Source organism: Streptomyces sp. NPDC043680, from assembly GCF_056436685.1.
Genome location: NZ_JBWKCE010000007.1, coordinates 27,664 through 44,167 on the forward strand (window position 1 = coordinate 27,664; position 16,504 = coordinate 44,167).

Genomic DNA, 16,504 nt, shown 5'->3' on the forward strand with positions numbered 1-16,504 from the left:
TGGTGGGTGGGGTGGAGGGGTGCGGGACGGCTCATCGTTGCGGCGCCGGGAGGTACCCGGAGCCGACGAAGTAGCCGAGGTAGGTGTGGAAGAGCCGGGCGTCCAGCGGCGGGCAGTCGATGCCCGTGCCGGCCAGGTGGGCCCGGGTGTCCTCGTCCGAGAAGCGGACGGCCGTGAAGCCGCCGCCTGCCGGGTCGAAGAGGCTGAGCAGCGGGTAGGCCGCGTTGGCGGGGTCGGTCTTGACGAGGTCGACCCACTCGGAGAGCTCCAGCTCGGCGAGCCGGTAGCCGAAGTCCCGTACGTGGCCGAGGACCTGGGAGAGCGGTACGGGGCGGGTGTTGACCTGGTGGTGGAGGCCGCCGAGCGCCTCGGGCCGCCGGGCCACGGCCACGATGGCCCGGGCCACGTAGTCGACGGGCACCAGGTCCGCCTCGGCGGTCAGGCCCCGCGGGACGGCGCCCGCCTGGATGCAGCCCTTGATGACGCGCCACAGGAAGTCGTCGTTCTGGCAGGCGCCGGTGACCGTGTGCCCGGAGATCCGGGCGGGGCGGTGCAGGGTGACCGGTACGCCCTCGGCGCGGGCCAGTGCGATGACCTGCTCGGCCACCCATTTGCTCTGGGTGTAGCCCTGGCGCAGCAGTTCGGGCGGGCCGGTGACCGAGTCCTCGGCGAGCGCCCCGCCGTCGGCGGGCGGTCCGGCGAAGACGCCGACGGTGGAGACGTGGTGGACGGCCGCCCGGCCGGTGGCGGTGGCCAGCCGGAGGATCTCGCGCGTGCCGTCCACGGTGGCGGGTCGGAGCTCCTCGTACGGCAGGACGAGGTTGACGGCCGCGCCCGAGTGGTAGATCGCGTCGACGCGGGCGGCCAGCTCGTCGTACGCGGCCGGGCCGAGGCCGAGGCGGGGCGCCGCGAGGTCGCCGGCGACCGCGCGGATCCGGTGGGACCGGGTCGCGTCCCACAGGCCGAAGCCGGAGAGCGCCTTCTCCAGCCGGCGCTGTGCACCGGCCTCGTCCTCGGCGCGCACCAGGCAGTGCACGGTGGCCTCCGTGTCGTCCAGGAGGGCGTCGAGGAGGAAGGCGCCGAGGAAGCCGGTGGCGCCGGTGAGCAGGATGTCGTGCTCACCGCCCGGCCGGGCGGGGGCCGGGAACCCGGCGATGCCCTCACCGAGCACGCTGTCGGCCCGCATCGCGGTGACCGGCGCGAGCGCCCCTCCCGGGGCCTGGTCCGCGCCAGCGGCCGCGTCGAGGACGGCGGCGATCCCGGCCACGGTCGGGTCGGAGAACAGGGTGCGCAGCGGCAGGTCGGTGGCGAACTCCTCACGGAGCCGGAAGACCAGCCGGGTCGCCAGGAGCGAGTATCCGCCGAGGTCGAAGAAGCTGTCGTGCACGCCGACCTGCTCGAGGCCGAGGAGCTCGCGCCAGGCCTGGGCGACACGCTGCTCGGTGCGGGTGCGGGGGGCGACGTACGCGGTGGCGCTCTCGGCCCGGACCGGCTCGGGGACGGGCAGCGCCTTGCGGTCGACCTTGCCGTTGACGGTGAGCGGCAGCGCGGCCAGGACCACCACGGCGGTGGGCACCATGTAGGCGGGCAGCCGCTCGGCGAGGTGGTCGCGCAGCAGGGCGGCGGTGGCCTCGGGGCGCTCGCCCTCCCGGGCGCCGGGCTCCAGGGTGGCGTACCCGTACAGCCGCATCTCGCCGTCGGCCGCCCGCTGGGGCACGACCACGGCGGCGTGCACGTCCGGGTGGTCGAGGAGTACGGCCTCCACCTCGCCGGTCTCGATGCGGTAGCCGCGGATCTTCACCTGGTGGTCGGCGCGGCCGACGTACTCGAACTCCCCCCGGGCGGTGAGCCGGGCCAGGTCGCCGCTCTTGTAGAGACGGGCGCCCGGGACCGGGGAGAAGGGGTGCGGGACGAACCGGTCGGCGGTCTTGCGCGGGTCGCGGAAGTAGCAGCGGGCCAGGCCCGGGCCGCCGACGTACAGCTCGCCGGTGACGCCGATCGGGACGGGCTGCAGCAGGTCGTCGAGGGCGTACAGCTCCATGTCCGGCATGGGCCGGCCGATGGGGCTGCGCCGGTTCTGCCGTACGTCCTCCGCCGTCATCTCGCGGATGGTGACGTGGATGGTCTCGGTGATGCCGTACATGTTGACCAGCCGCGGGCCCTGGTCGCCGTGGCGCTGGAACCAGGAGGCGAGGGTGCCGGACTCCAGCGCCTCACCGCCGAAGATGATGGTGCGCAGGGGCAGCTGCGCCGGGTCGTGCCGGGCGTCGACGGCGGCGAAGTGCACGAAGGCGGACGGAGTCTGGTTGAGGACGGTGATGCCCTCCTCGCGGACCAGCCCGTAGTACGCCTCGGGGTCGCGGGCGGTCTCCGCGGGCACGACGACCAGGCGGCCGCCGTGCAGCCAGGCGCCCCACATCTCGACCACGGACACGTCGAAGGCGTAGCTGTGCAGCATCGGCCAGGCGTCGTCCTCGCCGAAGGCGAAGCTGCTCGTCGTGGTCATGGCGGCGAACATCCGGGCCACGGTGGCGTGGCTGACCTGGACGCCCTTGGGGGTGCCGGTGGAGCCGGAGGTGTAGATGACGTAGGCGGTGTTGTCGGGTGCGAGCGCTGCGCCGTCGCGTACGGGCACGGGCCGCGCCGGGTTCGGGAAGGGCTCCTCGGGACGGTCGATGACGAGCAGGTGGCCGTCGTAGTCCGGCAGGGCGCCGCGCAGCGCGTCGTGGGTGATCAGGACGTGCGGGGTGGCGTCGCCGAGGATCCGGGCGAGCCGGGCGGCCGGGTACAGCGGGTCCATCGGCACGTAGCCGCCGCCCGCCTTGAACACGCCGAGGATGGCCACCGCCGTGTCCAGGCCGCGGTCGAGGAAGAGGCCGACCAGGCTCTCGCGGCCGACGCCCGCGGCCCGCAGCCGCAGCGCCAGGGCCTCGGCCCGGCGGTCGAGTTCGGCGTACGTCAGGCTCCGGCCCTCGCAGCTGACGGCGACGGCGTCGGGGCGCCGGCGCGCTTGCCGGGAGAAGGTCTCGTGCAGGCACTCGGTGACCGGGAAGTCCTGCGCCTTGCGGCCGATCTCCAGGACGCGGCGCCGCTCGGTGCCGCTGAGCAGCGGGAGCCGGGAGAGCCGGGTGTCGGGTGCGGCGACGGCGCCTTCGAGCAGGGTCAGGTAGCGGTCGAGCATCCGCTCGGCGGTGCTGCGGTCGAACAGGTCGGTGTCGTACTCCAGGGTGGCCACCCAGCCGTCGGTGCGCTTGCCGACGATGAGCTGGAGGTCGAAGCGCGAGGTGCCGTTGTGGGTTTCGACGGCCTCGGCGCTCAGGCCCGGCAGCTCCAGTCCGGTGGTGGTGGCGTTCTGGAGGATGAACAGGGTGCGGAACAGCGGCGTGAGGTGGCTGCCGCGGTCCGGGCGGAGATCCTCGACGATCTTCTCGAAGGGCAGGCCCTGGTGGGCGTAGGCGCCGACCGAGGTGGTCCGGACCCGGCGCACCAGCTCCCCGAAGGACGGGTCGCCGGACAGGTCGACCCGCAGCGGCAGGGTGTTGACGAAGAGGCCGATCAGCTCCTCGGTGTCGACGTCGGAGCGGCCCGCGATGGGCGTGCCGACGATCACCTCGCTCTGCCCGGCGCAGCGCTGGAGGAGGGCGCTGTACGCGGCGAGGAGCACCATGTACGGGGTGACGCCCCGGCCGCGGGCGAGGACGGCGACCGCGTCGAGCAGCGGCTGCGGGATCTCGCGCCGGATCCGGGCGCCGCGGTAGCCGGGTTCCTCGGGGCGGGGCCGGTCGGTGGGCAGTTCGAGCGCGGTCAGCTCGCCGGCCAGCTTCTCGCGCCAGTACGCCAGGTCGGCGGACATCGACCCGTCGGTGAAGCGCTGGTGCTGGCGCGCCGCGAACTCGGCGTACCGGACGGCGGGTTCGCCGAGGGAGGGCTCGGCTGCGCCCCCGGCCAGTTCGGTGTAGGCGGAGTTGAACTCGCGGATCAGCACGTCCAGCGACCAGCCGTCGCAGACCAGGTGGTGCACGGTGAGGGAGAGGACGTGCTCCTCGGGGCCCAGCCGCGCCAGGCCGATGCGCAGCAGCGGCGGGCGGCCCAGGTCGAAGGGCTCGGTGGCCTGCTCGTGCAGCCAGCCGGCGAGGGTGCGGCCCTCGCCGTCGGCCTCGCCGCGGCCGAAGTCGACGAGGACGAGGTCCGGTTCGGCGTCCTCGGGTGCCAGGACGGTGTGGCCGGGGGCGCCCTGGTGGACGCCGAAGGCGGTGCGCAGGGTGTCGTGGCGGCGTACGACGGCCCGGAAGGCGCCGCGGACCGCTTCGATGTCGAGCGGGCCGGTGAGCCGCACGGCGAGCGGGATGTTCTGCAGGGCGGTGCCCGGCACGAGTTCTTCCATGAACCACATGCGCTGCTGGGCGAAGGACAGCGGGCGGTCCGTGGGCCGGCCCGCCGTCCCCGGCGCGTGCGCCGTCGGGCTGTTCGTCGTGGTGATGTGGCTGGTCACTGCTCCACCGCCTCGGCAGGGTTGTCGGTCTGTGCGCGGAGGGCGAGTTCGGCCATCCGCCGGACGGTCGGCTCGTCCAGGAACTCCTCCAGCGGGAGGTCGGCCCGGAAGAGCCTGTTCGCGCGGGAGACGAGCTGGGAGGCGTTGAGGGAGTCGCCGCCGAGCATGAAGAGGTCGTCGTCGGGTCCGATGTGCTCGATGCCGAGCAGCTCCCGCCAGAGAGCGGCGATCTGCTCCTGCGGGCCGTCGGGCAGGGGCGCCGGGCCGGTGACCGGCCCGGCCGGGGCGGGGTCGGCAGCGGCGGTGGCAGCGGCGGTGGCCGCCTGGGGCGGGCCGGCCGCCGGGACCGGGGCGGCCGCGGTGGCCGGGGCCTCGATCCAGTGCCGCCGCCGGTCCATCGGATGCCCGGGCAGCGCCACGGTCCGGGGGCGGTCCGGGCCGTCGCCGGCGGGCGGCAGCTCCATCGCCACCCCGTGCGCCCAGGCGTCGCCGGCCGCCTGGAGCAGGAGCCGGCGGTCCGGGCCGGCCTGACGGGCGCCCCGTACGGTGCTGACCGTACGCAGCTGCGGGCCGCCGGTCTGGGCGGCGAACCGGCCCAGGGCCCGGCCGGGGCCCAGCTCCAGCAGCACCGGGTCGGGCTCGGCGGCCAGCAGCTCGGCGACCCCGTCGGCGAAGCGTACGGCGGCCCGTGCCTGGCCCGCCCAGTAGCGCGGGTCGGTGGCCTGGGCGTCGGTGATCCAGGTGCCGGTGACGTTGGACAGGAAGGGGATCTGCGGGGTGCGCAGCCGTACCCCGGCGACGAGCTCGGCGAACGGCTCCACCAAAGGGTCGAGCAGCGGCGAGTGGAAGGCGTGCGAGGTGACCAGCCGCTTGGCGGCCACTCCGCGGGCGGCGAGTCCGGCCTCGGCGGCGGCCACGGCCGCCTCGGTGCCGGAGAGCACGCAGCGCGCGGGCGCGTTCAGCGCGGCCACGGTCAGCCCGGAGCCCTCCAGCCGGCGGGCCTCGGCCTCGGGGAGCTCCACCGCGAGCATCGCCCCGCGCGGGCACTCCCCCATCATCCGGCCGCGGGCGGCGACCAGGCGGACGGCGTCCTCCAGGGTGAGGACCCCGGCGACGGCGGCCGCGGTCCACTCGCCCAGGCTGTGGCCGAGCAGCGCGGCCGGGCGCACCCCGCGCGCCGTCCACCACCGGGCGAGCGCGTACTCGACGGCGAACAGCGCGGGCTGGGCCAGCCGGGTGGCGGTCAGCGCATCGTCCGCGCCCGCCGGGGCCGGGCTGCTCAGCAGGGCCAACAGGTCGGTCCCCGTGTGCGGGGCGAACAGTTCGGCGCACTCGGTGAGGTGCCGCGCGAACTCCGGCTCGGTGGCCAGGAGTCCGGCGGTCATGCCCTGGTACTGGGTGCCCTGGCCGGGGAAGAGGAACACGGCCGGGGCGTCACCGCCCGCCCGTACACCGGTCGCACGCCGCAGTGCGGCCGCTGCGGCCGCCGGGTCGGCGGCCGCCACCGCGGTGCGGTGGGGGAAGCGCCTGCGTCCCTGGGCCAGGGTGTGCGCGATGTCGGGCAGGGCCTCGGCGGGCGAGGTGTCGAGCACGCCCGCCAGTCGCTCGGCGGCCTCGGCGAGGGCGCCGGGGGTGCGTGCCGAGAGGGTGATCAGCTGCTCCCGCGCGGGAGCGGCGGGCACGGCGGCCCGGGCGGGGACGGCGGGCGGCTGCTCCAGCACCACGTGGACGTTGGTGCCGCCCACGCCGAAGGAGCTGACCCCGGCCCGGCGCGGCCCCGGCCCGGCCGGCCAGGCCCGGCGCCGGTCGTTGACGACGAACGGGGACTTCTCGCTGGTCCGCGGGTTGCGGCTGCGGTAGTGGAGGCTCGGCGGCAGCTCGCCCTCGCGGACCGCCAGCACGGCCTTGATCAGGCCGACGACCCCGGAGGCGGCATTGAGGTGGCCGATGTTGGTCTTGACCGAGCCGATGGCGATGGTGCCGGGGGCGGCGCCGTCGGCCTCGAACACCTCGTCCAGGGCGGCCAGTTCGATGGGGTCGCCGACGGCCGTGCCGGTGCCGTGCGCCTCGACGTAGCCGACCGAGGCGGGGCTCACGCCGGCCGCGAAGTAGGCGTCGGTGAGGACGTCGGCCTGTCCGTCCACGCTCGGTGCCGTGTAACCGCTCTTGCGGGCGCCGTCGTTGTTGACGGCCGAGCCGAGGATCACGGCGTGGATCCGGTCGCCGTCGGCGAGGGCGTCGGAGAGCCGCTTGAGGGCGACCACGCCCGCGCCGCTGCCGAAGACCGTGCCGGCGGCTTCGGCGTCGAAGGCACGGCAGTGGCCGTCCGGCGACTGGATGCCCCCGGTCTCGTACACGTAGCCCCAGTCCTGCGGGAGCTTGATCGAGGCCCCGCCGGCCAGCGCCATGTCGCACTGGTAGTCCAGCAGCGCCCGGGCGGCCTCGGCCACCGCGACCAGTGAGGTGGAGCAGGCCGTCTGGACGGTGACGGCGGGCCCCGTCAGGCCCAGCCGGTGGGCGACCCGGCTGGTCAGGTAGTCCTTGTCGTTGCCGTGCAGCAGCGCCGCCGGGTACTCGCCGAGCAGCCCGTCGCGGGAGCGGCCCGGCAGCACGTTGAGGATCAGGTACGCGTTGAACGAGGTGCCGCCCCAGACGCCGATCCGGCCGCGGGCCCGCTCGGGGTCGCAACCCGCGTCCTCCAACGCCGCCCAGCACTGCTCCAGGAACAGCCGCTGCTGCGGGTCGGCGAGCTCCGCCTCGCGCGGCGTCATGCCGAAGAACTCCGCGTCGAAGTCCTCCACGCCCGTGATCCGCGCGACGGCGGGCACATAGCCCTCCGGCGCGTCGGCGGGCGGCTCCAGGCGCTCGATGGACTCGACGCCCTCGACCAGGTTGTGCCAGAACCCGTCCGGGCCCTCGGCGCCCGGTACCCGGCAGGCCAGTCCGACGACGGCGATCCGCTCCGGCTCGTCCAGCCCGTCCATGCCGTCCGGCCCGTCCGTCCGGTGGTTGTGTTCGGCCACGGCCTCAGACATCCCCCTGTCCCCTTCTCATCCGGCGCCGCCGGTCGGCGGCCCGTCGTGCGCGTTCTGCGGCCTCTTCGCGGGCCGCGGCCGGTCGGCCCGTGCCCTCCCCCGAGCCGGCGGAGGTCCCGCCGGCGAGTGCGTCCACGTGGCGGGCGAGCGCCGCCACGGTGGGGTGCCGGAGCAGGTCCAGCACCGGTACGTCCACGCCCAGTTCCTCCCGCAGCCGCAGCTGGAGCGGGACCAGCTGGAGGGAGTGGCCGCCGCGCCCGAAGAACGTGTCGTCCCGTCCGATGTCCTCGGCGCCGAGCAGCTCCTGCCACAGGGCGCGCACCTTCTCCTCGGTCCGGGTGGCGGGCGTACGGACCGCCCCGCCGGCCCCGGCCGCCTCGGCGCTGCGGCGCCAGGCCCGGAGCCGGGCGGTGTCCACCTTGCCGTTCGCGGTGAGCGGGAAGGCCTCGACCACGTCGAGGGTCGCGGGCACCATCGCGGCGGGCAGCCGGGCCAGCAGGTGGGCGCGGAGCGCGGCGGCGTCGGCGCCGCCGTCCGTGGTGGCCCAGGCGGCGAGACCGAGCTCGCCGGCGGCGTCGGCCACCGGGGCGACCACCGCGGCCGTGACCGCCGGGTGGCCGCGCAGGGCGTGCTCGATGCCGGAGAGGTCCACCCGGTGGCCGCGGACCTTGACCTGGCGGTCGGCCCGGCCCGCGAACACCACCGTGCCGTCGGGCCGGTACCGACCGAGGTCTCCCGTGCGGTAGAGCCGCTCCCCGTGGGCGCCGCCCGCGGGGTCGGGGCGGAAGCGGCCCGCGTCGTCCGGCCCGAGGTAGCCCTCGGCCAGGTGCGGGGTGCGGACGACGATCTCGCCGAGTTCGCCCACCGAAGCGGGCCGCTCGCCACGCAGGACCAGCAGCTGCGCGCCGTCGATGCCGGTGCCCAGGGGCACCTGCTCGTCGGCCGCGTGCTCGCCGACCGGGTGCCAGGCCGGGGCCTGCGGGGTCTCGGTGGCGCCGTAGAAGTTCACCAGGTGTGCGCCGGGAGCCAGCCTGCGCAGGGTGGCGGCCTCCCGGCCGGTGAGCGTGTCACCGCCGAAGACGGCCAGGCGCAGGGACGGCAGGCAGCCGTCGGGGAGGCCGCTCATGAACCGCGCCATCGGCGGGGTCAGGTGGAGCACCGTGATCCCTTCGGCGGCCAGCCAGCGGGCGTACGCCTCCGGGGCGGCGAGCTGTCCGGGTTCCGGGACGTGCAGCCGGGCGCCGACCGCGAGCGGTACGAACAGGTCGCGCAGCAGGGGGTCGTGGCTCAGGCCCGAGGTGAGGGCGAAGCGGTCCTCGGCCCCGATCGCGAAGGTCCGGGTGTACCAGTCCACGAAGTGCGCCAGGGGCGCGTGGCTGCCGACGACTCCCTTGGGCGCGCCGGTGGTTCCGGACGTGAACGCGATGTAGGCGGTGTCGGTGGGACGCGCGGCGGCCGCCGGCGGGAACACCGGCTCAGCGCCGGCGGGGGCGGCCGCCGTGACGCTCCGCGCGAATGCGACGGGGAGCCCGAGGACTTCGGGCAGCGCACTGCCGGTCTCCAGCCAGGCTCCCGCGCCCAGCACCCGGGCGGTCTGCTCACGCCGTTCGGCCGGGTGGGCCCGGTCGAGCAGGGCGAAGGCTGCTCCGGCGCGCAGCGCGGCCAGTACGGCCACCACCAGGGCGGGACTGCGCTCGGCGTGGACGGCGGCCACGCCGCCGGGACCGGTGCCGGCAGAGGCCAGTTCGGCCGCCAGGGCGGCGCTCGCGCGGTCCAGTTCGCCGTACGTCAGGTCCCGGCCGCCGTGGCTGAGGGCGACGGCGTCGGGCCGGGCCGCGGCCGTCTCCGCGAACCGCTCGTGCACGGCCGCGGTCCACGGCGCGGCCGGCAGCGGCAGGGCGGGGTCCGGCAGGGCGGCCGGCCGCGGAAGGGCCAGCTCGGCCAGGGGGGCGGCGGGTTCGGCGGCCGCCTCGGCGAGCAGCGCCTCGAACTGGTCGAGGAAGACCGCGACCGTCCCGGCGTCGAACAGCGAGGCGTCGTAGACGAGGTCGAGTCCGAGCGAGCCGTCCGCCTCCGGCTTGACGTACAGGGTCAGGTCGTACCGGGCACTGAGGTCCTCGGTCTCGGCCAGCCGCGTCCGCACCCCCGGCACGGGCGGGTGGGAGCCGTCCAGGTTGAGCATGTTGAACAGCACCTGGAAGACCGGGGTGCGCGTGATGTCCCGGTCCAGGGCGAGCCGGTCCACGACCCGCTCGAAGGGCACGTCCTGGTGGGCGTCGGCGTCGAGGGCCGCCTCCCGCACCCGGCTCAGCAGCTCGCGGAAGCCGGGCCGGCCCGAGGTGTCGGTGCGCACGGCGACGGTGTTCACGTAGAGGCCGACGCTCTGCTCCAGGTCCGGCCGGCTCCGGCCCGCCACGGGCATGCCCACGACGATGTCCTCCTGGCCCGACCAGCGGGACAGCAGCGCCGAGTAGCCGGTGAGCAGCGCCATCGAGAGCGAGGCGTTCTGCCCGCCGGCGAGGGTGCGCAGCCGGTCGGCGAGGTCCGCGCCGAGGGTCCGCCGCTCGCGGGCCGCGGGGCGGTCGCCCACGTCGCGGCGCGGCCGGTCGGTGGGCAGCTCCAGGTAGGCGGGGGCGCCCGCCAGGGTGGCCGCCCAGTGGGCCAGTTCGGCTTCGCCCGCCTCGCCGGCCTGGCGTTCGCGCTGCCAGTGGGCGAAGTCCGGGTACTGCACCGCCGGTTCGGGCAGGGACGCCGGGGCGCCCGTCGCGTACGCCGTGTACAGCGCGGTCAGCTCACGCACCACGAGCCGTACCGACCAGCCGTCGGCGGCGATGTGGTGCACCGAGAGCTGCACGACGTGCCGGTCCTCGGCGAGCCTCAGCAGCTGGGTGTGCAGCGGCGAGCGGGTGAGGTCGAAGGGCCGCTCGAAGAAGGCCCGGGTCCGGGCGGCACGGGCCGCCTCGCGCTCCTCGGGACCGAGGCCGCCGAGGTCCGCCACGGGCAGGATCCCGTCGGCTGCGGCTTCGGTGACGATCTGCCGCGGCTCACCCGCGAAGGCGGTGTACACGGTGCGCAGCGCCTCGTGGCGGCGTACCACCTCGGCCATGGCCGCGCGCAGCGCGGCCGGGTCGAGCGGGCCGTCGAGGTGCAGCTCGCCCGCGATGCGGTACGCGAGGCCGCCCGGCCGCAGCTGCTCCGTGAACCAGAGCCGCTGCTGGGCGGAGGAGAGCGGCAGGCCCTCCGGTCCGCGGGGCAGCCTGGGCAGCGGCGCCTCCGCGCGGGCCTGTGGGTCCTGGGGCGCGGCGGCCCGCAGCTCGTCGATCCGGGCGGCCACGGCGCGCAGGACGGGGGCGTCGAAGAGGTCGCGCAGGGGGAGGTCCACGCCGGTGTGCTCGCGCAGCCGGGCGGCCGCCTGGATGGCCAGCAGCGAGTGGCCGCCCAGTTCGAAGAAGTGGGCGTCGGCGCCGATCCGCTCGATGCCGAGCAGCTCGCTCCACACCTCGGCCACGGCCCGCTCGGCGGGGGTGGCGGGCGGGGCCGACGTACCGCCGTCCTCGGGCAGTTCCTCGGGGGCGGGCAGCAGCGCGCGGTCGACCTTGCCGTTGGGGTTGAGCGGGAAGGCGTCCATGACGAACAGGTGCGAGGGGATCATCGCCGAGGTGAGCCGCTCCGCCAGGTGCGCGCGCAGGGCGGCGACGGTGGGCGCCTCCGCCTCGGGCTCCCGCAGGACGTATCCGGCGAGGACGAGGCGGCCGTCGCGGCCGGGGCGGGCCATGACCACGGCCTCGCGCACACCGGGGTGCGAGTCGAGGGCGTCCTGCACCTCGCCGGGTTCGATGCGCACGCCGCGGATCTTGACCTGGTGGTCGGCTCGGCCGAGGTAGTGCAGGGTCCCCTGCCGGTCGAAGCGGACGCGGTCGCCGGTGCGGTAGAGCCGGGCGCCCGGCTCGTCGGTGAAGGGGTGCGGCACGTAGCGGTCGGCGGTGAGGTCGGGCCGGTTCTGGTAGCCGCGGGTGACGCCGGTGCCGCCGAGGAACAACTCGCCCACGACGCCGGCCGGCACCGGGCGCAGCCCGGCGTCCAGGACGTAGAGCTCGGTGCCCGGCAGGGCGCGCCCGATGGGCGGCACGCTGCCGTCCGGTACGCAGACCTCGGTGGTGCAGAAGACGGTGATCTCGGTGGGTCCGTACGCGTTCACGATGCGCCGGCCCGGCGCCCAGGCGCGCACCAGGTCGGCGGAGACGGCCTCGCCGACCGAGGTGAGCTCGGTGACGGTGGGCAGGTCGGCCGGGTCCATGGTGGCCAGGACGGACGGGGTGGCACTCAGGGTGGTGATGCGCTCGCGCCGGATGGTGTCGATGAGCGGCGGCCCGGGGCGCAGTTCCTCGCGCGGCGCGACCACCAGGGTGCCCCCGGTGGTGAGCGCCATCATCCATTCCCAGGTGCTGACGTCGAAGCTGATGGAGGCGTTCTGCAGGACCCGGCGGCCCGGGCCGGCCGGCATGGACTCGCGGTGCGCGAGGTCGAAGTCGACGAGGCCGGCGTGCTCGACCATCACGCCCTTGGGGCGGCCGGTGGAGCCGGAGGTGTAGATGACGTAGGCGAGCCGGCCGCCGTCGGAGGCGGGCAGCTCCGGTGCGGGCGAGGGCGGTTCGTGGATGTCGTCCAGGTACAGCACCGGGGTGCCGTCGGGGACGGGCAGCCGGCCGGCCACGCTGCGCTGGGCGAGCAGCAGGGCGACCGAGGAGTCCTCGATCATGTACTCCAGCCGCTTGACCGGGTAGGTGGGGTCGAGCGGGATGTACGCCCCGCCCGCCATCAGGACGGCGAGCAGCCCCACGAAGAGCCGGGGGGTGCCGTCGCCGCTGAGGCCGACCTTGACCTCGGGGCCGACACCGTGGGAGCGCAGCACCAGCGCCAGCGCGCGGGCCTGCTCGGCGAGTTCGGCGTAGCTGAGGCTCTCCTCGCCGGCCGAGACGGCGGTCGCGTCCGGGGTACGGGCGGCCTGTTCCAGTACCAGCTCGTGCACGCCCCGGCGGGCGAGGGCCGCCGGGTCGCCGGGCCGGCTCCACTCGGTCAGCACCTGGCGGCGGTCGGCGTCCGAGAGCATCGACAGCTGTCCGTGCGGGGCGTCGGGGCGGGCCGCGCAGGCGGCGGCCAGCGCGCGGAAGTGGCGGCCCAGGCCCTCGGCGGTCTCGCGGTCGAAGAGGTCGGTGGCGTAGCGCAGGGAGCAGCTGACGCGGCCGTCGACCTCCTCGGCGAAGACGGTCAGGTCCTGTTCGCTGCCCTGGACGGACAGCGGGTACGGCTCCAGGTGGAGGTCGCCGATGGCGAGGCGGGCGCCGGCGGCTCCGGTGGCGAAGAGCGAGAGGCCCTGCTCCGAGCTGTAGGAGGCGGACTCGTAGAAGAACGCGACGTCGAACAGGCCGCCGCCCGCGCCGCCCTGGGTGACCTGCTCGGCGACCAGCGGATAGGGGTAGTCCTGGTGCTCCATCGCGTCGAGCGCGGTCTCGCGGACCTGCTCCAGCAGGGTGCGGAAGGTGTGGCCGGGGGTGATGCGGGTGCGCAGCACCATCAGGTTGGCGAAGTAGCCGACGATGTCCTCGTAGGCGGCCTTGCTCCGGCCGGTGGAGACCGACCCGAGCCAGATGTCGTCCTGGCCGGTGTACCGGTGCATCAGCAGGTTGAAGACGGTCAGGGCGGCCGTGTAGAGGGTTCCGCCCGTCTCACGGGCGATGCGGCGCAGCCCTTCGGTGACCTCGGGGTCGAGGCTGAAGGTGTGCACGGCCGTGCGGTGGCTGGGCCGGGGCGGTCGGCGCCGGTCGCACGGCAGCTCCAGCCGCGGGACCTCGCCGGACAGCTGCTCCCGCCAGAAGGCGGCGCTCGCCTGCCCGCGGGCGCCGGCGACCAGCTCGCGCTGCCGGCGGACGTACGCCGGGTAGTCGGCGGCGGGAGCGGCCAGTGCGGCGGGGCGGCCCGCCCGGGCGGCCGGGTAGGCCAGCTGGAGGTCGCGCAGCATCAGCGAGAAGGCCCACAGGTCGGCCGCGATGTGGTGGGTGCCGAGCAGCAGGACCGCGCGGTCGGCGGCCAGGCGCAGCACCTGCGCGCGCAGGAAGGCGCCGGCCGCCAGGTCGTACGGGCGCTCGGCGAAGGCGGTGGCGGCGGCTTCGGCGGCGGCGGACGGGTCGGGCCGGCCTGTGAGGTCGAGCTCGGAGAACTCCACCCGGGCATCCGGCCGGATCCGCTGGACGAGTGCGCCGTCTTCCTGGAGCACGGCGGTGCGGAGCACCGGGTGGTGGTCGAGCAGGGTCTGCAGGGCGGTGCGCAGGGCGTCGGTGTCCAGCGGGCCGGTGACCGTGGCGGCGAAGCACAGGCGGTACGCCGGGCTGTCCGGGTGCATCTGCTCGAACAGCCAGAGGGCGCGCTGGCCTTCCGAGACGGGGTGGACGGCGGGCGCTGCGGGAGCGGCGGGCGCGGCGGCGGCCGCCGGGCGGGCGGCGGCGCGGCGCAGCAGCTCGGCCCGGAGCAGGGCGCGCCGCTCGTCGGCGGTGGCGGCGGAGGCGGGGGCGGACACCGCGGTGGAGTCCGCGGTGTTGTCCGCGGTGTTGTCCGCGGTGGGGCCCGTCAGGGGTGCGGCAGGGTGTGTGGTCATAGCTCGCCCGCCGCGTCACCGGCCAGTCGGCCGAGCAGCGAGTCCACCTCCTCCGGGGAGAGCGCGTCGAGGTCGGCCAGGAGCCGTTCAAGGTCCGCGGGGTCGTCGAGATCGGGCAGGCCTGCTGCGGCCTGGGCGGGGTCGGGGTGTGCGGCCGGAGCCAGGTGCGGGGCAGGGGTCGCCGCCTGCGGCTGCGCGGCGAGCTGCTCGGCCAGGTCGGCGGCCACCTCGGCCGCCAGGTCGGCGGAGGTGGCGCCGCGCAGGACGGTCACCAGGCCGATCTCCACGCCGAAGTCCGCCTCCAGGCGGCGGCGCAGCTCCAGGCCCATGACCGAGTCCATGCCGAGGGCGTTCAGCGGCCGGTCGGCCGGGACCCGGTCGATGCCGGTGCGCAGGATGACCGCGGCGGCCCGGCGGATCCGCTCGGTGAGCAGCGCGGCCCGGTCGCCGGGGTCGGCGGCCAGCACCGCGGCCAGGTCGGCCGCGCCGTCCGCCTCGGTCTGGGCGGGCGGTGCCGCCGGGGTGGCGGCCGCCGGTGCCGGGGCCTGGTCCGCGGCGGGGGCCTGCCGCCACGCGGAGGCGGCGATCCGCAGCAGGGGCCGGCCGGTCGCGGCGAGCACTGCGACCGCGGGCCCGGCGGTTCCCCCGGCGTCCCCGGCTCCTCCGGCCTCCTGCACGGTGTGGGCGACGTGCACCCAGCGCGGGGCCTCGCCCGTGGCCGACTGCTCGATTCCGTGCAGGGCCTCGGGAGCGTGCGCGCCGAGTACGGCCGCAGTGACGCGCAGGGCCAGCTCCAGCAGCTCGCGCGGGCCGACGGCGCCGCCTGCGGCCGGGCGCAGCCGTACCAGGGTGCCGTCCGCGCCGTCCCAGGCCGCTTCGACCGAGGGGTCCGCGACGGTACGGGGCAGGGTGCGGGGGGCGGTCGGCACGTCCACGTCGGCCGGCGCCGCCAGCGGGTCGGGATCCGTGCGGGCGGTGGCCAGCCGGGTCCAGCCGCTCCCGGGGGTGCGGCCGTAGACGGCGACGGCCGAGGCGCCGGGGGCGACCGGGGCCGCCACCACGGTGGCCTCGCCGGGCGCGAGTTCGGCGTTCTCGTCCCAGACCACGCGGGCCGTACGGGACTTCGTGCCCTCCGTGGTCCGCTCCAACGCCTCCAGGGCGGTGGCAGCGACGGAGGCGGCGAACTGGGCGGCTCGGCCGCGCAGCGCGGGCCGCGGGGTGTCACGGGTGACGGCGGTGAGGAAGCGCACCTCGCGCACGGCGCCGACCGGGGCCGGCGCGGCCCGCACGGCGCCGGCCGCGCGCAGCTCCCACACGGTGCGCAGGATGTTCTCCTGCGCGTCCTCCCCGCGCCGCAGGGTGGGCAGGACGACCGGTTCGACGCCCCGGGCCGCGCAGCAGTCGGCCAGCGAGGGCGCGAGGGTGGGGTGCGCGCCGATCTCGACGAAGGTGCGGCAGCCGAGGCCCACGAGGGTGTCGACGGCCTGGACGAAGCGGACCGGGCGGCGCAGGTTGTCCGCCCAGTAGGCGGGGCCGAGGTCGGTGCCGGCGACCACGGCGCCGGTGACGGTGGACACCAGCGGGGCGGTGGTCGGGCCGGGCAGCACACCGTGGGCCGCCTGCTCGAACTCGGCGCGCAACGGCTCCAGGAATCGGCTGTGGAACGCGATGTCGCCGGGCAGCACCCGGGCGAAGACCTCGCGTGCGGCGAGCTCGTCCACCACGGCCTGGACGGTCGCGGCGTCCCCGGCCACCAGGGTGGAGCCCGGGGCGTTCCACGCCGCCACGTCGGCCGCGCCGCCGTGCCGCTCGATGCGCGCGGCCGCCTCCTCGGCGTCCACGCCCAGGAGCGCGGTGCGTCCGGTGCCCACCGCCCGGCGCATCAGCTCGCCGCGCAGCCGGGCCAGCCGGAGCGCGTCCGCGAGGCCGAGGGCCCCGGAGGCGGCCGCGGCCGCGATCTCACCGAGGCTGTGCCCGGTGAACGCGTCCGCGACCACGCCGCGTTCGGCCAGCAGCCGGGCCACGGCGATCTGCAGGGCGACCAGGGTCGGCTGGAGGACCGCCGGGTCCGACAGCCGCGACTCCCCGCGGGGCGCCGCCAGTTCGCCGAGCAGCGACCATCCGCCGGGCTCGCGCAGGAGGGTGTCGGCCTCCTGCAGCGTCTGCCGTACGGACGGTTCCAGGGCCATCAGGTCCCGGCCCATGCCCGGCCACTGGTTGCCCTGTCCGGAGAAGACGAAGGCGGTGCGGCCCCGGTGGTGGCCGCCGGCCGGATCGGCCGCCGCCGTCGCGCGGCCCGCGGCCCAAGTCGATGTCGTCACTGGT

At 76.2% G+C, this 16,504-nt stretch carries 4 protein-coding genes; all 4 read right to left on the reverse strand.

From position 1 onward, the window contains the following. Window positions 1-31: 31 nt before the first annotated feature. The 4 genes from AC0666_RS16945 to AC0666_RS16960 are packed head-to-tail and all read right to left on the reverse strand — an operon-like array spanning window position 32 to window position 16,500. A complete protein-coding gene (locus AC0666_RS16945; protein ID WP_478707837.1) occupies window positions 32-4,492 on the reverse strand; it encodes a non-ribosomal peptide synthetase in 4,461 nt (1,486 codons plus the stop codon). Next, window positions 4,489-7,527 (reverse strand): type I polyketide synthase, encoded by a 3,039-nt coding sequence (locus tag AC0666_RS16950; protein WP_478707838.1) that lies wholly within the window; start codon window positions 7,525-7,527, stop codon window positions 4,489-4,491. Before AC0666_RS16950 ends, AC0666_RS16945 begins: the two co-directional genes overlap by 4 nt. Beyond that, window positions 7,520-14,179 carry an amino acid adenylation domain-containing protein gene (locus tag AC0666_RS16955; RefSeq protein ID WP_478707839.1) on the reverse strand — a complete coding sequence of 2,220 codons (6,660 nt, stop codon included), beginning with the start codon at window positions 14,177-14,179 and terminating at the stop codon, window positions 7,520-7,522. The genes AC0666_RS16950 and AC0666_RS16955 overlap by 8 nt, the downstream gene beginning before the upstream one ends. Next, window positions 14,176-16,500, reverse strand: a complete 2,325-nt coding sequence (locus tag AC0666_RS16960; RefSeq protein WP_478707840.1) for an acyltransferase domain-containing protein — start codon at window positions 16,498-16,500, stop codon at window positions 14,176-14,178. Before AC0666_RS16960 ends, AC0666_RS16955 begins: the two co-directional genes overlap by 4 nt. Between the last annotated feature and the right edge of the window lie 4 nt (window positions 16,501-16,504).